The sequence below is a fragment of the Halogranum rubrum genome (genome assembly GCF_900114455.1).
In the GTDB taxonomy this organism is placed as follows: domain Archaea; phylum Halobacteriota; class Halobacteria; order Halobacteriales; family Haloferacaceae; genus Halogranum; species Halogranum rubrum.
Genome location: NZ_FOTC01000001.1, coordinates 439,492 through 459,047, shown reverse-complemented (window position 1 = coordinate 459,047; position 19,556 = coordinate 439,492). Strand labels below are relative to the sequence as shown.

Annotated in this window: 9 protein-coding genes and 3 pseudogenes; 7 read left to right on the top strand and 5 right to left on the bottom strand. The window is 58.5% G+C overall.

Features of this window, described 5'->3' with window-relative positions; translation table 11 throughout:
- The 3 genes and pseudogenes from BM083_RS23640 to BM083_RS02155 all read left to right on the top strand — a co-directional run.
- The coding region (locus tag BM083_RS23640; protein WP_449404999.1) for a DUF7342 family protein at positions 1–198 on the top strand (198 nt) is incomplete at its 5' end.
- A gap of 3 nt (positions 199–201) precedes the next feature.
- Positions 202–507 (top strand): annotated as a pseudogene (locus tag BM083_RS23730) (hypothetical protein); the annotation flags it as partial.
- 91 nt (positions 508–598) lie between these two features.
- Positions 599–1,810 carry an RNA-guided endonuclease InsQ/TnpB family protein gene (locus BM083_RS02155; protein ID WP_089865158.1) on the top strand — a complete coding sequence of 404 codons (1,212 nt, stop codon included), beginning with the start codon at positions 599–601 and terminating at the stop codon, positions 1,808–1,810.
- A 214-nt stretch (positions 1,811–2,024) separates the two neighbouring features.
- On the opposite strand, the gene BM083_RS02150 is transcribed toward BM083_RS02155, so the two are convergent.
- The 3 genes and pseudogenes from BM083_RS02150 to BM083_RS24050 all read right to left on the bottom strand — a co-directional run.
- The gene (locus BM083_RS02150; RefSeq protein ID WP_089865155.1) at positions 2,025–2,591 is read right to left on the bottom strand and encodes a hypothetical protein; all 567 of its coding nucleotides are present in this window, start codon (positions 2,589–2,591) and stop codon (positions 2,025–2,027) included.
- A 929-nt stretch (positions 2,592–3,520) separates the two neighbouring features.
- Positions 3,521–3,982, bottom strand: a complete 462-nt coding sequence (locus BM083_RS02140; RefSeq protein ID WP_089865146.1) for a hypothetical protein — start codon at positions 3,980–3,982, stop codon at positions 3,521–3,523.
- Positions 3,983–4,018: 36 nt separating this feature from the next.
- Positions 4,019–4,111, bottom strand: a pseudogene (locus BM083_RS24050) (transposase); the annotation flags it as partial.
- 146 nt (positions 4,112–4,257) lie between these two features.
- Between BM083_RS24050 and BM083_RS02130 the strand changes: the two are divergent.
- From BM083_RS02130 to BM083_RS02115, 4 genes are all read left to right on the top strand, one after another.
- Complete coding sequence (locus tag BM083_RS02130; RefSeq protein ID WP_089865144.1) at positions 4,258–4,848, top strand: hypothetical protein; 591 nt, start codon at positions 4,258–4,260, stop codon at positions 4,846–4,848.
- 1,453 nt (positions 4,849–6,301) lie between these two features.
- Positions 6,302–10,024 carry a hypothetical protein gene (locus BM083_RS02125; RefSeq protein WP_089865142.1) on the top strand — a complete coding sequence of 1,241 codons (3,723 nt, stop codon included), beginning with the start codon at positions 6,302–6,304 and terminating at the stop codon, positions 10,022–10,024.
- Positions 10,021–11,625, top strand: coding sequence for a phospholipase D-like domain-containing protein (locus BM083_RS02120; protein ID WP_089865139.1), 1,605 nt, complete (start codon positions 10,021–10,023; stop codon positions 11,623–11,625). The genes BM083_RS02125 and BM083_RS02120 overlap by 4 nt, the downstream gene beginning before the upstream one ends.
- The gene (locus tag BM083_RS02115) at positions 11,625–18,734 is read left to right on the top strand and encodes a 3-keto-alpha-glucoside-1,2-lyase-like domain-containing protein (protein WP_089865137.1); all 7,110 of its coding nucleotides are present in this window, start codon (positions 11,625–11,627) and stop codon (positions 18,732–18,734) included. Before BM083_RS02120 ends, BM083_RS02115 begins: the two co-directional genes overlap by 1 nt.
- On the opposite strand, the pseudogene BM083_RS23725 reads toward BM083_RS02115, so the two are convergent.
- Both BM083_RS23725 and BM083_RS02105 read right to left on the bottom strand, forming a co-directional pair.
- Positions 18,717–18,983, bottom strand: a pseudogene (locus tag BM083_RS23725) (RNA-guided endonuclease InsQ/TnpB family protein); the annotation flags it as partial. The gene BM083_RS02115 and the pseudogene BM083_RS23725 sit on opposite strands and share 18 nt — an antisense overlap.
- Positions 18,984–19,022: 39 nt before the next feature.
- On the bottom strand, positions 19,023–19,436 hold the full coding sequence (locus BM083_RS02105; RefSeq protein WP_089865131.1) for an ArsR/SmtB family transcription factor: 414 nt from the start codon (positions 19,434–19,436) through the stop codon (positions 19,023–19,025).
- Positions 19,437–19,556 lie beyond the last annotated feature (120 nt).

Here is a 19,556-nt window from a genome sequence, read left to right as displayed (position 1 = left end):
GAGTTTGACGTCGAGTCACCGAACCTACTTCGTGGGACTCTCGTTGATGAGACGCTCGAAGCTGATGAGGAGGATCGCCGCCGTGAGATTGCACGCGAGTGGGAGCGTCTGCAGCGCCGCATGCAAATTGTCGGCTTCGCTATCCGTGAGTGGGATTTTTTGACACCCACGACAGAGCCCGCCGAGGCAGGCAGCTAGTCGATGTCTGTTCCGCACCCAGGCGGTGACCCAAACGCAAATCTCTACGCTCAACTGAAGCGTGACGTTCTCGACCGAATCCCTCAGATTGAGGCCGTTGAGTACGTTCCAGACGATATCGAGGCCAAACAGTTACGAGCGACTTTCGATTCTCACCGACTTGACCCACCGACAGGTCCTGAGTCGCCGGAGCTCACAGTCAAGTGGTATCGTCAGGATCCTCACGATTGGTTCCAGATTAACTATTCAGACCCGAATACGGGATTTCACAGAAAAGTCAAGGCGGATGCCCCGAGGCTTGACCTCGGGGAGGAAGCCGACAACTCGGTACACAAACCACGCTACGAAGGCAGGCCGACTCCCAGCTGTTAAATAACCACAACCCAATATGTGAAACACAGTGGAATACCGTCGAACCGCCGTCATCAAACTCGACACTCCCGAAGGGGCCGACCCACTCCTCCGCGAGACAGTCGAGCAGTTCAAACACTGCGCCAACACCGCAAGCGAGTGGTGCTGGCACGGCGACGACGGATACCACGTCACATCCAAAGCCAAAGCCGAACGCGCCCTGTACGACCAACTCCGCGACGAAACCAACCTCACCGCCAACCTCGTTCAGAAAGGGATTCGACGAGCGGTCGAAGCCGTCAAAAGCGGAGTCGAACGCCTCAAGCGCGGAGAGAACACGTCACGACCCTACTTCTCAGCGGACAGCGCGGTGTACGACAAACGCAGTGCGACGTTCCACCGCGACCACGTATCCCTCTCCACCGTAGACGGCAGAATCGAGTGCGACTACATCCTCCCCGACGACTCGGAGAAACCGCCGACAAAGTACATCTCCGACGAGGACTTCGAGTTTCGGATGGCGCACTTGCAGTACCGAGACGGTGAATGGTACTTGCACGTTTCCATGCGGAAGGTCGAAGCAGATGACGAACCTGAATCCGATACCAAGCACAGAACAGTCCTTGGTGTGGATTTGGGCGTCAACAACATCGCCGTCGCTTCGACAGGGCGTTTCTGGTCGGCAGACGAGTTCAACCACTGGCGCAGAGAGTACGAGAATCGCCGGGGGTCGCTCCAACAGTGTGGTTCGCGTTACGCTCACGAGAACAGCGAATCAGTGGGTCGTAAAGAGACTGGACGTTTCGAGATATACCTACACACGGTGGCGAACGAACTCATCGAGGAGTCGGTCGAACACGACTGCTCACACATCGTGTTCGAGGACTTGACCCACATTCGGGAGAACATCCCGAAGGCGACGTGGCAACACGTTTGGGCGTTCCGACGCCTCTACGAGTACGTCGATTACAAAGCCGAGGAGTACGGCGTAGAAGTCGTGCAGGTTGACCCTCGGAACACGTCTAAGCGGTGTTCGACGTGTGGGTTTACCCACGGCGACAATCGGTCTGGTGAATCGTTCTGTTGTCAGAAGTGTGGATACGAGAACCACGCAGACTACAACGCTTCAAAGAACATCGGTTTGCAGTATCTCCGTCGTCGGCAAAACGCAAACGACGGAGGCGCACCCGTAGATGTGCGCTTGAATCGCGGGACGCTGAATGTGAACGGCGAATATGCGCCTACCGTTGTTAACGGTTAGAACGGGAGTCCACGCGAAAGCCTCGGGGCTTGACCCCGAGGCAATTTACGACGCGAATAATGCATCCAACCGCGTTCACGGTCAGCACGAGCGTTCCACTCCGTCCCACAGCCGACGTACCCACAGCTACCGACGACATACATACACAGTACAACACAACTGAACTATCAGTGCGTCCACTGGCGGTGGGACGACCGGGTGAGAAATCGTCATCTCAGACCGTCCCACCCGAGGAGGCGTTGTTCGCGGCGTGAAACACCGCCTCGTCTTTCACCGCATCGAGATCAACGCGAATTCGTTTGTTCCCGCTATCACTGCGAGGAGTGTCGTATACGAACCCCGCAGCTTGCCCCGCGAGTTCCATCAAATCGTACGCGTGGCCGGGTGAGGGATTTCCATCAAAGAGCCACGTGACGTCTTTGTAGTCCATCTGCGCCTTCCGGTTGTTGCGCGTGGCTGCTTGCGTGGCAAGTGCCTCACGGAGACGCTGAACTTTCTCTGGACGGGTAAGTTGCATATAGGATTTGGCGTCAAGTTGTGGGGTGACCTCCCGTTCAAGCTCGGCGACGCGCTCTTTGAGCCGCTCGTTCGTCGCTTGGAGGTCAACAATCGTATCTGCAGCGTGGAGTGCCGCCTCGACAGTCCCAACGTCGACATCGTCTGTTGTGTCAGCGACGGTGTGAATGAAGCGAACCACCGCAATCTGGGCTTGCTGCTGTGGATTCGAGATATCTGCGTCGATGCGACGAGCGGTCTCATATCGTTCGCCTCGGTCTGTCATTGCCGTCCCTCGACACATGAGTTGAGCGAATTGAGACGACCATAGAGAGCCCACGCATCCCTCTCAACTCTGTTCATCAGGCACCCCCCTCCTTCTTGAGTGTGTGAGTGAGCCATACCACGAACGGACGGTCATCGTAGGTGCAGGTTTTCCAACTCACTGTCTTGTGGGCGGTGATATACTGAACCCACGTCGAGACAGCCGTTGACTCAGCGTGTACGAGAGTGTCATCAACGACGACCCAAACGACGTGATATCGCGCATCACAGTAGTGCTCGCGCCCCTTGGAGTCAGTTCCGAGATAGTGACTACGGTCAGTTCGAGCGTCAAGTTCTTGACGTAGCGGTGTAGAGATTGTCATGCTTCTTCCTGGAAGCACGGTTCGGCGTTCCAGCGCCGGGCCATTCTGCGATGACTTTCCGTGCTTAGTCACATCTACTATGGCCAGTAGGTTAAAACTATGCTTTGCATAGTGTATAGCACTAATCTCCACAGTATTTATAACATATCAGTGAGATTTTCTGCGTGTAGAGCGCTATGCAGAGCATAATGCCGAACACAGAATTCACTCCGACCGAGGCGTGCGACCGCGTACTCAACGTCTTCAAACAAGGTCGTGAGTCGAACAAACCTTGGGGCAGAGCAAACCCTCGGTACGTTATCGATGAGACAGAAATGGAGAAGCCGAACGTTGAGTATCATCTTCGCCGACTGAATGACGCGGGATGGATTCGAAAAGTAGCCCGAGGATTGTACGAATTCGTCGAAGACCCTCGCGAAGAAAATCCATAGGCCAGCCGCAAACGTCACTTGTGAGAGGCCCACGTGTTCACCCCGACCGAACAGCTCAGCGGATTGCTCCCAGTCTGCTGTTGTTCGGGCGCCGTCTCCTATCAGGGCACCGGTGAGGTCGACGCCCTGCGTTTGCTCTACTCCTCTGAGACCGCTCCGACGTCGTATGCGTAGGTGTACACTAGTATCAACAGGGTGCCACCGAGCGCGAACACGTTCGTCAACCAGTCTGCCACCGTGAAGACTCCGAGGAGAGACACCGGGATACAACACGCGGTTCCAAGAGCGAGCAACTGCGTACAGCGATATCGAGGGCCGAGGAGGTCGATTTCTCGCTGGTCAGAATCGCCGTTGAACACCGGCCAAAATGCACCACCGATGGCTCCCATACTGACTGCAGTCGTCAGTGTGATCGGAAGGAACTCTGGATGCCATAACAGGAGTGTCGTCGTCGAGAGTGGGGTAATTTCGCTCACCACAAGGACGGCGGCACTTCCAAGCGTGAAATAGAGGAGTCCGGCAGTCAACACCCACTGGACGGTCGTGAACAGCCGTGTCAGCGGCGCCGGCCGAGCGATGGATAGTCTTTCTTCGAACATTGTGTGTTAACACAGACATCGTACTACCCCTATTTGTTTCATCTGTCTCCAGCACTTTTCAATCGGGTTTCGTTCCGGTGAGTACGCCGGCAATCTCACGAGGTCGTCACGGGCCGCTAGGTCCGAGACAGTCCCAAGGTCCCCGCGTTGGTCGTCTGTAGACAGGGAGTAGTCCCACGGTTCTGAAGCGCGGTCAACAATCCAAGAACCATCACTCCCAACTGACGAATGCACACGCCAGAACCACTTTTGGGGGTCCTTACGTATCTGGGACCATGGACCCCACACCGGAGACACTTCTTGCAGCAGTGGACTCTGGCGACAGCAACCAAGTGAACAGGGCGGTTGACACGGTGAAGGGCCTTGACCCTCGCGAGCGTGCAACACTCCTGTCCGCCTGCTTCGAGTCCTGTCGTGAGCTCTACGACGTCAGTGATGGATACCAGCGACAGTCTGTCGTTCGGTTCCTTGATGCGCTGAATCCACGACTCCACCTTGGCAATGCGTACGGGTCAGTCGAACAGCGGACACTCGACACGCCGATTGGTGACGCCACAAGCGACTACCGCGACGCACTCGTTGGCGTTTATCTGCGAGCGATACAGGATGATGACGGTCGGGTTCGACTCGCCGCTTCGCGTGGCCTCAGCCACCTTGCAACAGAGTATGAAATCTGCGGCGAGGACGCGCACGTCGAAGCACTCTACTCGTCTCTTGACGAGCTTGCCGCAGACTACAGTGGGACGCATCGAAAGCACCTCGTAGAAGCGCGTGACCAAGTGGGAATGCATCTTGACGATGCTGAGAACGATTTGCAGTCGATAATGCAACGGTTTGCCGACGAGATGCACGCCCGCGACGAGTGAGAGGCTTGATTCACTGGTACTGGCTCTGGGGTTACGTGGCTCGTTGTTTGGGAGATCGCCAGACCGACTGAGCAAGCTTCGTCCGAAGCCCATCGCGACACAAGTTGTGTGGATGATATCTCAGACCACGAGCGTTCGTGTCAGTCAACTACCTCGTCTTACTCGCGCTGACGCGCTCGTTGAGGACGGGGCTTGCGTGTGTCTTATTGGCATGGGACTCATGCCGACGAAAGACGTTTGTAGCGCACAGCCAGACGCCAGAACCACTTTTTCGGTCCTCTCAGAGAGACGACTCTCGCGGCTTTGCAAACTCTCGCTGAATGAATAGTTTAAACAGTCTGTGTTTATTGCATTTCAATTTTGACTAGTGACATCATCTGTCACCACCGGTTACATGTCGATATTCCTTTAGGAACGATGTGCACTCGTGGCTGGCGAACGCACTATGTTCCAAAACACCACAGTATTTGCCGGGGTTGGTATCGGGATTGCGAATGGAACGCAGCCAGTTGAGGGGCCACCGAACCTCGATTCTGGGATACACCTTCGGTGGGCAAATACTTCGATTCGTGGATATCCTCGATTCGGCCATTACCTGCTTCGGCGGCCGAGCAGGGTGGGGGCGTCAAAACCGATTTCAATCGCTACTGACCAGGGTCAAGCCCTCATCACGTCGACAACGACAGATACGACTCGGCTCCGAATGTCCACAGCCGATACCAACGAGAGTCAGGCGTCGAACTGGTTTGAGTTCGAGTTCACTGATCGAAGCTACATCCGGCAAGTCGATGTATTGTTCACTGCCGGAACGACGTCTGGAACAACGATTACAGCGCAAGCAGATGGCGAGATTGTCGACGAGTCGACGGTCAGCCCTGGAACAATCAGCCGGCAGACAATTTCTGTGTCTACTCCTGGACCCTACATATCGACACTCCGAATTGAGGGCGACGTTGACCTCATCACTGACGTCCGGCTTTCCTCACGGGCAGACACCCTCGACAAAGGGTGGGAGTTCGTCCCAGGCGTCGACCAACCACTGTCGCTGCCAGTCGCACACGACGACTATCCAGCGACGTCGGCACCGTCGTCGCTCTCTGCAGCACGGACGATGGCTCGCAATCGCATTGCCTATGGCTCGGCCAGCAGGTTCGTTGCTCCGGAAGCGACGACGACGGCCGATGGGACCGTGGCGGTAACTACTGATTCGTCTCTCGTCACAGGCACGAACACATCGTGGACCGCAGAGTTGATTGGCGAATCACTGCAGCTTGACGGGGACGTCGATGCGTACACCATTCTCACAGTGATTGCGGACGACCGGTTGGTTCTCACTCGACCGTATGCCGGTAGTGACGCAACCGCTCAACCGTATGTGATTCGACCGGATACTTTCGCCTCAATCCACGATAGCCTCACCAGTCTCGTTAGCGGCGGTTCAGCAGATGGAGGGATGGCTGCACGCGCCGTCCCACAGTCGATCGAGGAGACCGGAACCATCAGCCGGACGAGCGGGAGTGCGACGGTGACTGGACAGGGAACAGCGTGGGCTGACTCACTCGAGGGACTCAGCTTGCAAGTGGCACACCCGACGACGGGAACCGTTGTGCTCACAGACGGGGAGACGACTGTCGAAGGAATCGGAACTGCGTGGACGGCTGCACTTGAGGGGGCGATATTCATCGTCGATGGTCAGCGTACCCGATACGAGATCGCAGCAGTCACGGATTCAGCTGAACTCGAACTTGACCGACCCTATGTCGGCCCACAGGCAGCTCGTAGCACCGGTGGGAGTGGCTACACGACGTACGAACGGGCGGTCACACGAATCGAACGTGTACACAGCACAACGGAACTGGAGTTGGCTCACACCTACAGCGGTGTCGATGACACGTCTGACCGCTCGTATCGAATTCTCGGGGCAATGGGCGACGGCGACCAACCGACAGGCGGTGGCTCTGTGCGTCTTCCGGTTCAGTATCCCTATGAACTACTCTCCGTGGGAAGTATCGACCCTGCGTTGAGCCAACTGCTGGGCATGTACTGGATCGACGACACTGTCGAGACAGGACGGGAGTACGACTACTTGCTCGTTGCTGATTTCACGGGGATTGTCCACTTGTTCATCGACGCGTGGGGCATTACGGGTGATGACAACGACGTCGCTACGTTCCAACGGTTCGTTAGGGGCCTCGTGGCTGCCGCAGAGTACGACTACGCCGACGCCTTCCTCGTGTCCGAACTCGTCAAAGGCGACACTGATCCATCGCCGCCGTCAGCGCCGAAGGGTGTCCAGGTGTACGACCTCCCAGAGTCGACTGCGACGGGGACGAACCGTGACCGGTATGCCGCCGGTCTAACGTGGGCTCTCCCCCACGTCGATGGTCGTCTTCCCGTCGACGCTCCCGCTGCGTACTACCTCTGGCGGACTGCTCTCGGCGAGACGCCCGGTGAGAGCTCCCCACCCGAAGCCACGTATACGCCAGTCGGAGGTGCGGAGTCAGCGTCGAACTTCCTCGACGCTGTTGACCCGATTCTCGTCACCGACGATGCAACGACAGAGACAGTACCTAGTTGGCCGACAGAAGCCATCTATGCCGTCGACGGACACCGTCCTGCAGGGTGGTACAGCTACCGCCTCAATGGATCAGACATATTCGGCCGGCATAGCCCTGTCAGCAACCCTGCAACATGGTTCGACCACGAGACCGGCGCACGGACGACCCATGCAGTGCATCCCGCGGCGACGGCCTACGCAGTGGAACTTCGTACACGACTCCCACCACCGCCACCCACTGGCGTTACCGCGACTGTGCTCGACCCACAAGACCCGTCGTCCATAGACGAGGCAGCGAGGGCGTGGTGGGACGCCAACGGCGAGCAGGTCGCGTTGCGCATCAACTGGGAGTGGCCTGCAGCGTTCGACGCACAAGCTCCGGACACAGATGCATTCGATTGTTACGTGGAACTGGGATCGCTCAACAGCCACGCAGGTCGTGTGAATACTGTAACCCAGAGTGCCGATATCTCTCGCATCGAGACCTCACTCGCACACACGCGTAATCCGGCGGTCGAGACCACTCAAGCACTGCCACCGGGGGCGTTCGCCGGTGCAGCGCTTCACGTCGCTGGTTCCCAGTTCACCATTGTCGATAGCGGTGGCGGAGCTGATCTGTGGGTCGATATCCGAACCCGTGCTGGGCCGGACGGTCCGCTCGTCCCAGCGTCGGACATCGAGTGCTCGATTGCCGTTCCGCCAGTGTACACCCGTGGAACGGCAACCGTCGTCGATGGCACTGACGTCGTGAGAGGGAGTGAGACCGACTGGGTCACGGCATTCGACGGTCAGTCATTCCGGCTCGCGGTAACTGGAGATATCTACACGGTGGCAGCCGTCGAATCTCCAACGCGACTCCGACTTGACCGACCGTATGTGGCGCCACCGAACCGCGATGACCGTGAGGCGGTCGCGTATGCCATCGACCACCCTGCAAGCACGGACTACAGTGAACCTACTGAATGGACACACCACGTCGACGATGTTTCAAAGAGCGCTGATCGTCCGTCCGCTCGTTCAGGTGGCGACCGGAGGTATGAGACGACGGTACCCGCACCTGGTGCGACCGGTGGTGCGTTTGATCCGGGAGTTGGACCCGACGAACGACCAGTCGTCCATGCGAATGTCGGCGTGAGTGCACGGGTTGACACCGTCGATGGTCCGTTGCGTGGTGACGTCGGTGGGCCTGCGCCGGTCACTCGTGTCCATCGTGACCCGCCAGCACCTCCTGTTGTCCCACCGCTCGCATCCGAACTCGACTGGGCGACTCGGCCGGATTATTCAGACACGTCGTATTACACGATTCGCTGGGAGCGCCCACCTAGTGGCGTCAATGCCCACATCTACCGCACGATGGACCGGACGCTCTTCCGTGTCGACTGGGAGCGCCGTCACAACGACGATGCGTTCGTTCTCAGTGCTGAGCAATCCACGTATTTCCCGGTCTCGCTCCGTGGTGACGATGCAGGGTTGGTCCAGCGGCGCGAGGAGATTGTGAGGCGACTCGGTGACAACCTCACTGTAGGTTCATTCGCAGACGCTGAGTCTGTGTATGAGACGCTCGAACCCGACGAACTGCAGACGCTCGCTGCACTGCCCGGAAACGAGGTCGCGTTCACGCAACTGACAACCAACCCCGTGAGCGGCGCAGCTACACCAAACGTTCGTGGGCCGGATTTCGAGGCAGGTGACCCTGGCCCCGGAACCCAACCTGGAGTCGACGGCGTCCCTGACACGATGCCGGTCGGTGATGCCCTATGTGCGTACGTCGATGGCTTCGACGGCCGCTCGCGCAACCGGTATCTCTACCGTGTCGCAACGGTCGACGACGCCCACAACCGTGGGACGGCATTCGGTGATCCGACACCACCGGTACAGGCTCGCGATGGCGTACCACCCGAACCCCCCGTGATCACCAGCGTGAATGCCGGCCATCCGGATACAACGGAGCCAGGCGACCGCCAGATCACACTCCGTTGGAACTCCGTACAGAGCCCACAGCTCTCCAGCTACCACGTCTATCGCACAGACGACCCAGATGCGACGCGAGACATTCGCCTCATGACGGACGCGGCGACGCTCACTGTGCCCCTCCCTGTTGACGGAGACCCGCTTACGACAGGCAAACGCGATGGGGCAGGCGTTCTGTGGACGGATGACGATCGTGATCCAGGTGTCGAGTGGTACTACCGTATTGTCGCGAAAGACGATGCTGGGAGCGTGTCTGCGGCGTCCTCGTCAGTCGGGAGTCGCTCGTTCGATACGACACCACCGACGCCACCGACGGGTACCACTGCTGAGTGGGTCCGTCTTGGTCCCGATGGAACGACCCAGCCCTACGCTGACCCGACACCCACCGGAGAACGGTGGCAATCGGCGATCAGTCTCACGTGGGACACGCCCGATGACCTGCGCGTTCTCGTCGAGATGGCGGTTGAGCGTCCGTCGTCCGATTTCGTTCGAGTCTCAGAGTGGCTCACTGGTGAGGATTCGTACATTGCTCCGCTTGACGATGAGACACTGGACTATCATGTTCGGCTTCGGGTACTCGACGAGCGTGGGCGACAGACAACAGGAACACCAGTGTCGGTCGTTGCCCCAGGGGGAGGGTCATCATGAACCAACATATCTTGGCGAACAAGTGGTTCATCGATACATCGGGTCAAGAACCACTCCTTGACCTTTCGCGAGATGAACTGAAGAACCACTGGCTCCCCCCACAGACCCGTCACGATGGGTCGACGCTATCGGACTACACTGTCGATAACGATGTCACCCCACTCATCGACGGCGAGAACATCATGCCTGCGTGGCACGACGGCGTCGTGCATCTGACGCAGAACCACTCGAATGCACAACTCCTCCATAGTGGATGGGCGATGGGAAACATCCCTGTCAAAGGTGGCAAGCAGGTCGTCCCGTTGCTCGATGCGCTCCTCAAACAGACTGATGAGGTGTATGTCGCGCTTTCTGACCACTGGTTCAATAAGGGCGGCAATCGACAGATGACCGACCTCATCGGCGTCGACACAGCAGCAACCGATTCACGCTATCCAGACTGGGGGTCAGCACACGTAAAGTCCACCGTCTTTCAAGATGGCAGCGATGACCGAGCACTCGTTGGGTCGGCCGACCTCTGGATGCCCGCTCGGTCCCAACGGTCACATCAATATGACCGACAACACGAGGTCAGTGCGTTACTCTACGGGCCCGCCGTTGAAGACGTCCAGCGGTCGTTCATCCATCGGTATAATGACTCGACGAGAGACGATGTCAAGGGCCGTCTCCGGCACTGGAAGACACAGACGCAACAGGGCAAGAACGCAAGCCACCAGCAGTTGGTGTCCAAGAAGGTCCCTAAACTCAGCGCAAACTCGATTCAGACACAGACAACTGGTACACACGCCGTTCAGGTACTGGAGACGTTCGGCATCGACCACGACGACGAAAGTTACTCGTGGGCGAACGGCTCTGGTGGTGAGTTCACAGCCTGGGCTGCTCGACTCCGCGCACTCTCGAAAGCAACTGACTACATCTACATCGAAGACCAGTATTTCGTCCCCTTTGCTGACCCCGGGGCGTCTGTCATGCTTGTCCCAGAGTACGAACTGGCGATGAAGACAGGAACCAACGGAGCGGGTTACAAGTGGGCTCCGTTCACGCACCTTCGAGAGAAACTCGAAGCTGGCGTTGATGTGTTTGTCGTGACGAACCCGACACTTGGCGGGACATTCGCTAATACTGCTTCACACGCTCGAACGGAGGGTCTTATCGAGCTTCGAGATGCAGCACAGACGCAAGGGGCTGGCCGCTTTGTCGTAGCGACAATGGAGGTCAACGGGGAGACGAGGAGTACACACTCGAAGCTGCTGCTGTGTGACGACGAGTACGTCTCACTCGGGTCGGCAAACTTCAACCGACGCTCAATGACGAATGACACTGAGCTCCAACTCGGTATCGTTGACGGGGATGGACAACTGGTCACAGATCTTCGAACGGACATCTGGGCGGAGCATCTCGACGTCTCGGCGTCGTCGCTCGGAGACCTGTCGACGGCGAAGACAACGTTCGCTCACCGCGTCGCCACGGCACGGGGACGACTACGGCAGCTGCCGATTCCGGATGAGTTGCCGGGTGAGCCAGTCAATCAACTCGCAGGAATCAACATTTGGGACCACTACGGCGGCCCGGACGACAGAACACCGGAGGCTGAAGAATAATGACGCAATACGACAGCGACTACCCGGCGACGCGATTGGTTTCGAGCGATGACCTGCCCTTTTCTCGGGTGTTCCCGGTAGAAGACCCAGACCGTTTCCTCGAACGATTGCACTTCCGGACTGGCGAGACCGCATACGAGCCCGATACACAGACGACGACACTCGAGTTTGACTTCGTCGTCGAGCCCGAAGCAACGTTCGAGCTACCCGGACTGGGTGGGATGACAGTCGTCGCCGGTGGTGAGTCCGCGCTTCTGGACGTCGAAGTCATCTCCACCCCGGACACGGCGACTGCGACGTTCGGTGGGGGTGTCGCGCTTCGGTTCCCACGTGAGTGGCTCACACCGGTAACTCGAGGCGCCGACGGCTGGGAAGCCGACCCCACCCGTGAATTCGTCGAACTGGATTTCGGCGGCGGCGTCACCGTGACTCAAGACTTCGAATTTTCGTTCGAGGGTACCAACGAGTTCGTCCTCGGACCAGCGATGATCGGTGAGACTGGCCTCGTCATCGAAGGAATCGTCGCCGTCGACCTCTCAGAGTCGACCGGGCTTCCAGAATCAGCGGCGATGGGACTTGACCCGACCTGGCGCGGTGTCGTGTTCAAATCGCTCGAACTCCATCTCCCGGACGACCTCGACGTCCCCGGAGCGCCTTCGGGATTGGAGTTTGAGAATTTCCATATCGGTGGTGGCGGTCTCACTGGGACCGTTTCTGGTGTGTGGGAGTCGGGGCTTGCAGGCGACCTCTTTGGGATGGAGTTCGAGCTTCGAGCAGTCGATATCGAATTCAAAGAGACTGCCCTCGTGGGTGCGTCCGCACATGGGACACTCACGCTTCCCTTCTTCGACGGCCCAGTTGCTCTCACGCTCGGCATCGCCGGGGACGGAACCGTCACTGCGGCTCTCGACGATGCAGACGGACTCGTCACTGTCGACCACGACGCGTTCACCCTTGACGTCGATGGGCTGGAATTTTCCTCCGAGGGGGTTCCGGCGGTCTCACTCAGTGGGACGCTGACACCGAAACTCATTCCGGATGCACCCGGACTCCGCATCGAAGAAGTTCGTCTCGATGCTAACGGAAACGTCCACGTCGACGGCGGCTGGCTCGCCGTTCCGGATCAGTACAGTATCGACTTCCACGGGTTCTCCTTCGAGATTACTGCGTTCGGACTCGGTCGCAACGACGACGGCAGTAAATGGATTGGGTTGAACGGCGGCATTACATTCGTCGACGAACTCAGTGCCGGTGCGAGTGTCGATGGACTCCAGGTGACGTGGTTCGATGAGGGACCCAATGCGGGTGCGCCGCCGAGTGTCTCGTTCAACGGCGTTGGAGTCGAACTAGAGATTCCTGACGCGGTTCGGTTCAAGGGAGCCGTCTCCTACACTGAAAGCACACTCCCGAATGGCGAGACGGACCACCGCTTCGAGGGAGCGATCAGCCTCGAGTTGTTGGCGCTTGATCTCTCAGTCGACGGCAAACTCGTTGTCGGAACCCGAAGTGAACCATCGGGAACGTACCCGTATTGTGCAGTCTATCTCGATGCCGAACTCCCAACGGGAATTCCGCTGTTCTCGACTGGACTCTCGTTGTACGGCTTCTCGGGGCTGTACGCACAGAATATGGCTCCGGCACTACAAGAAGACGAGTCATGGTTCAGCCGAGAGCAAGATGTGGACAGTTGGTATCACCGCTCGCCAGCGGGAGCGACCGGCTTTGGGGGGAGCCCACCGAAGTGGCCAGCTGAACGGGGTGCATTCGCATTTGGCGCTGGGGTAACGCTCGGCACGGCCTCGGATAACGGCTATTCGTTCTCGGGGAACCTCCTGTTAGTAATCGCGTTCCCGGGACCAGTCGTGATGCTCAACGGTGAGTCGACAATCCTCTCCGAGCGCTCGGAACTCGACGGCGGGGAGCCGAACTTCTCGTCGTTGGCCGTGTTGGACAGTCGTGCCGGGACGTTTTCGTTCGGGCTTGATGCACAGTACCGATACGGAGACGGCGGAGAGCTCATCGACATCGGAGCCAGTATCGAGGCCTTCTTCGCCCTCAACGATCCCACTGCGTGGCACATCTATATTGGCCGAAAGCAACCGAAGGAGAAACGAATCCGCTCGACGCTGTTCTCGCTATTTGAGGCAAATAGCTACGTCATGCTGGACCCACGACAGCTCGCGCTCGGTGCCTGGTACGGTTACGACGAGAGCGTTTCGTTCGGCCCACTCGGTGTCGACATCGAAGCGTGGATTGCAGGCGATGCGCTCGTAAGCTTCCAGCCTGCACACTTCTCGGCAGCACTTGCTGCGCGTGGTGCAGTCCGACTCAGGGCATTCGGATTCACAGCCGGGGTGAGCCTTGATGCATCGATTTCCGCTGAAGTCTTTGACCCGTTCCACTTACGTGGGTCGTTCCGGGTCGCACTCGAACTACCAGGGTTCCTCCCGGACCCAAGTGCGACGGTTTCCTTAGAATGGGGCCCACGCAAGGAAGTTCCAGACCTCCCCGACCCCCTCAAGGACATCGCTATCAGTCACGAGCTCACGACGACGACGTGGCCACTCGAAGCAGACGGCGCGTCCCCGCCGAGCGGCGAGCTTCCAGTCGTCCCACTCGACGGTCGCCCCGAGGTGACGTTCTCGGCGTCTGTGCACGACGACGGTTACGACGTCCTGTCGGTCACAGACGGCACTCCAGCTCCGATTGGTGAGAATGCCCATCCTGTCGACCCGGAGTACGTCCGTATCGGCGACCCGGCTGCGAACGAGGGGCCGGTCAACGTTCGATACGGACTTAGCGACGTCCGCGTTGAAAGACAGACCGCCACTGGCTGGGAAGCGATGGCCGATGTCTATGGGTCGTGGGCACCCGTTCCGACGCTCCCTGAAGGCGAGCGAATCGAAGGCGGTGCCCCACCAATGGCGAATACGAAACTCACGCTATTCACGCCAAACCCCTTCGAGTACGTACGCCACACCGGTGGGACGTGGGGCGACACTCTCGCTGACCGAGCAGGCGCCTATCCGTGTCTCGACGACCGCGTCTGTTTCGATTTCGAGGAGGTGACACAGACGGAGTTTTCCGCCAGAACGGCCGAAGAGCACGGATTTGAGATCACGGAGATCACTCGGCAGGATAAACCAGCATGGCCAACGTTTAGCCACATCGTCCAAGGCTGGACCAAGCCACAGGACGGAGCGGAATCACAAGCAATCGATGTAGAGACGGATCCATGGGACCTGACCACGGTCACTACAAACGATGGCGTCCGACAGGGGCTCAGCGTCGGGTTCGAGCCGAAAGAAGAGACAACCATCGTTCAGTTGCTCGGTATTACGTTACCACAGGCGTATCGGTCTGTTTCGGTTACGGTACGCGTCGATAAACACTGCGACGGCGTGTTCCTCATCGGGACTGACTCTGAGGGGCAGATGGTTTTCGACTCCGCAAGCAATAGCGGACTTGACCAGACATTCACAGTGACGAGCACCGATGGAACGCTCGATGAGGTCGCAATTCTCACGCTGTACGATGTGGCTATCCTGGCTCCGAATATGGGCGACCTCAGCCTCGTGTCGGTCTGTGCGGCGACGAGAGATCTCACAGGAGTGACGGCATTCGAGCAGGTCCGTGAACAGACCCTCCGTGAGCAGGTGACGCGCCTCGGCGATGAGGGAGAAGTGTTCGACCCCTACTCGACGTACCGCATCGTCGTCGAAACGACGGTTCAGGCACACGGCGTCGACGACTTCGAGTGGTACAGCGACGAGTGGCAGACCACTGACTACGCGTACTTCCGGACAGATGGGCCACCTGCACTGGCGGAGCTGTCAGTCCCCGCCGGAAGCGACCCAACACAGTTTGACAGTGGGCTCTCTGACCTCACTCGATACGTTCGAGGGACCACACCAGAGACAATCCCTGCTCGTGGGGACCACCCGAAACTGCCACGCCCAGTGTATCGAGCGTACGACGTTGGAGCCCGCTTCAACCGGAGTTACGTCGACCGACTGTACTGGGCTGGTAATCGTGACCTCACGCTTGTGCTCTTTGACCGAAACAACGAGCCTGTACGGTCGGCAGATGGTCGCCTCCATACTGCACCGAATCAATGGGGGAAACAAGAAACGGTTCTCCACGATGTTGCAGAACGACAGTGGTTGCGAGCGATTGGTGAGGGCAACTGCGTCAGCGCCACCGAAGCGCTGCTCGCTCGAGCGGACCTTCTTGAGACACCTATCGGCCTCGGTGTCCTTGCACCCGACGAAGTCTACGACGCTCGTCTCCTGGCCCGTCTCTTAGGAGAGACTTTCAGGACACCTTCGTACGACGATGGGACTGACCCGTGGACTGTCCACAGTCTGGGAGATTCCAGCCCCGATTGGTCGGTGGTTGGGCATGCAACGCTGTCCGGCGCACGGGCAACTCCATCCGGAGATGGATTCTACCTCCAGCAACGTGAGTCGTCGGCCCCATCAGGGTTCGCCTCTGCAGACCTCTCGGCTATCGAAGCTGGTGTGGACGTCATCCGGTTTGCCGCCGCAAGCGGGACTGCGGTGTCTCGAATTACTGCAGTCGACGTCGCTTCATCCACGATCGAGGTTGATGGCAATCCGTCGTTTGACCAGTCACGATGGACGATCCCAGGACGAGGGACGCTCCGTCAACGCGCAGACGGTGACGACACGGCAAGTCTCTGGATTCGAGACGCAGTTGCGGGAGCCCCGGACGCTTCGACGTGGTCCGACTACTGTGTCACGACGACAATGACACTCGACGCTCCGAGAGCATCTGCTGGCGTTGCTGTCCATTACGACCACGAGACTCACGCGCACGTTCGATACGTCATTGATGGTGCGACCGACGAACGGCAACTCGTCTTCGACGATGGGAGTCAGTCTCACGTTTTAGAACGAGACAGCGAGACCCCAGTCGTCAGCGGACACCCGTACGAGATCGCCTTCGAAACGGTCGCTGGCACGCTTAAGGTCTACGAGGACGATGTCTGTGTCTTCGAGTACACCGTCACAACCCCACCCGTCGGTGGTGTGGCGCTGTTTGCACGCGGGTCTGTCGAGTTTGGAGCACTCCGTGTCGACGATGTCTCCGCTGAGGCTCCGATTGCCTACCAGTTCGGATTCACCACCTCACAGTTTGCGAACGTTGCACACCACCTCGGAAGCTACACAGAGGAGACGTGGACGGCTACTGCGACGGCCGCGGTCGAACCGACGCCCTCCGTTGCACTTGCTGCGGCCGATGCGATTCCCTCCCTCGATGAAGCACGCGCCTATGAGGCGACTGTCGGTGCCCTCGATCGGTCGAGTGGCGGTGCATCCTCACGCATTGAGACAACCCTTATTCGCCACGAGGGGACGAACCGAGGACTCCTCATTGAAAGTCCTGAACCGATTGACTGGGAACGGACCACACTCGGTGTCTCACATACCGAGACGGCGTCGCAGGTCATCACGCCACCAGACGGGCTGAAGGTGACGGACGTTTCGTACGGCACTAACGAGGAGGTCGGTGTCCTCGTTTCTGCAGAGGGCGACTACACCAACCATCGGGTTGAGTTCCGACAGGGTGGGTCGGGGTACGGACCCGTTCTCACAGATGCTGCGTTCGTCGACACAGACACCGCTGCTCTTAGCGCCTATCGAGTCCCCAACAACGACTCTTGGGAACGTGCTGGAAGCCTGATTCGGTGTATCCCAGACGGTGTAGCGACCACGCTTCCAGTAGACGACTCGTTCAGTGTCACTGGAGTCTGGAGCGTCACGTTCGACTCACCGGCGACGAACACCGTTGGGATCGACTTCCGCATCGATGGCGACGAAGGTTACCGGTTTACTGTCGGTCCCGCTGGTCGTCGTCTCTTCCAATACGACGGGAGCACAGAAACGATCCACTGGGAGGATGGGACGGTCCAGCCGACTGCGGACGCGATGACGATTCGAGTCGAAGCCTTCGATGAGACACTGTCAGTGTTCGTTGACGAGACGTTGGTCTGTGCCATCGCGGATCCGGGTGGGCGTCAGGGGTCGTTCGGTCCCTTCGTGGATGGCACCGAGCCAGTTGTAGTACGTAACGTCTCGGCTCACGAGCACGTATGGCGTCCAACCCTATTCGCTGAGGAGTTCGACGACTCCACACTCGCTGGCTGGACCGTGGTCGATGAACCACCGGAAACGACTCGACGCTCTCAGTGGCGCGTTGCCGACGGCACACTCGAACAGGACAGTAACATCTATGGCTTCCACGGGGAACCGTACGGTGAACCCGGGACGTTCATCCACACCGAGGAATCGTTTGCAGACGGGCGCGTCACCGTCCGATTCCGGTCTGACGACAATGACGCCATCGGTGTGATGGTTCGCTGCGTCGACGACGATAACTACTACCGGTTCTCGATGGACGCAGAGCGTGCGTACCGTCGGTTCGACCGGCAAGTCGACGGGATTACGCAGCCACTGTGGCAAGACGACGTCGCCTTCGAGGTTGGCCACGAGTACGTCTTCACACTGGAGTGTGACGGTGACCAGTTCACAGGATATCTCGACGGCGTCGAACTCTTCCGCGTGCAGGACGACACCCTCGAAGCTGGGTCGATTGCACTCTACTGCCGTGCGAATGTCGCCGCCAAGTTCCACGACGTTCGTGTGACCGCGGCTGCAGAGCAGTGGATTCCGTACCACACCTTCGACACCGCTACACCAACTCTTGTTGGAACTCAACTTCGCCTCCACACAGGGAGTACACCGAACGTAACAGGGGCCGGGATTCGACCAATCGTCGTCGGTGAATCTCCTCGTCTCCCACCGACCGGCGCCGAGCTCCGAATTGTGGGACCCGACGGCGTGCGACACGAACGGATGGTCATTCCAGATAGTGCATTTAGCACCTGTCGGGGAGTGACACTCTCGCGAGCACATGACGGTACAGGCGTCCTCCTCAGGGTAGGAGATGAGCTCGACAGCGGAACGTACCGAATCGTCGCCGAATATGCTCGTGCAGGTGACGTGGTGCTTTCTCAGAACGGCGATTCATCACCAGAAGAGATGACGCTCGACATCGTCGTTTCGGAATCAGTAACCCACGAGTGAACTCGTGGGGTTGTCAGTGGACTCCTCTTCTGCCGTCGAATTGACGGAGACGTGGAAATCGCCATTCAGGTTCAGCGTCCCTGACGGTAGCGCGCACTCACAGAGTGCGTCTCCACCCGAAGACTTCTGCCCCGAGTGGAGTTTCTTGAGAAGTTTTCGAGCAATCTTCTTGCTCGCGCTGTAGTCCGCGTTCAGTTCGCACTCGCACTTCTGACACACGAACTGGTGCTTCGACCGCCGGTGAGATTGCACGCGAGTGGGAGCGTCACGGCTGGACGTGCGGCTTGTTCAAGCTTCGCTCGAGCTGTCGTACAACGCTTCGAAGTCTTGCTCGCCACGGATTAGTTCATCAACGCCCTCCGTGAGCGTCACCTCACCGAAGATAGTCGCTCGGTAATAGGTATACAGCCCATCTTGGCCGCGTTCAGTTTGCTGTCGTTTCTCGACGAGTCCAACCTCGACAAGCTTGTTAAGATGATAGTGAAGCGTGCTGTCGTCGATGTCGAGGGCAGCCTCGAGTTCTTTGGGGCTCATCTCGCCGCCGTGGACGAGGCGATACAAAATCTCGTAGCGAGTGCGATGGCCGACGGCAGCGTGCATTGCAAGATATTCATCGAGTGTGAGCACGCTGTCTTCCGGGAGGAGGTCCGCCGGATCTTCCGGGACCTGATTGTCGACCGCGTGTCCATGGTTCGTTGCCATCGTATTCGAGAATTCGGGCGCGTGACTCTTAGCGTTTCTCGAGCCAAATATTCTCAAAATACGCCATTTAGATACTTCACCAAACAGTGTTAGCCGTGAGCGGGTAGAAGAACCGTCCAA

Coding starts and splice junctions, on each gene's coding strand:
- BM083_RS02150 (WP_089865155.1), bottom strand. CDS start 2,591: ATGACAGACCGAGGCGAACGATATGAGACCGCTCGTCGCATCGACGCA.
- BM083_RS02140 (WP_089865146.1), bottom strand. CDS start 3,982: ATGTTCGAAGAAAGACTATCCATCGCTCGGCCGGCGCCGCTGACACGG.
- BM083_RS02130 (WP_089865144.1), top strand. CDS start 4,258: ATGGACCCCACACCGGAGACACTTCTTGCAGCAGTGGACTCTGGCGAC.
- BM083_RS02125 (WP_089865142.1), top strand. CDS start 6,302: ATGGCTGCACGCGCCGTCCCACAGTCGATCGAGGAGACCGGAACCATC.
- BM083_RS02120 (WP_089865139.1), top strand. CDS start 10,021: ATGAACCAACATATCTTGGCGAACAAGTGGTTCATCGATACATCGGGT.
- BM083_RS02115 (WP_089865137.1), top strand. CDS start 11,625: ATGACGCAATACGACAGCGACTACCCGGCGACGCGATTGGTTTCGAGC.
- BM083_RS02105 (WP_089865131.1), bottom strand. CDS start 19,436: ATGGCAACGAACCATGGACACGCGGTCGACAATCAGGTCCCGGAAGAT.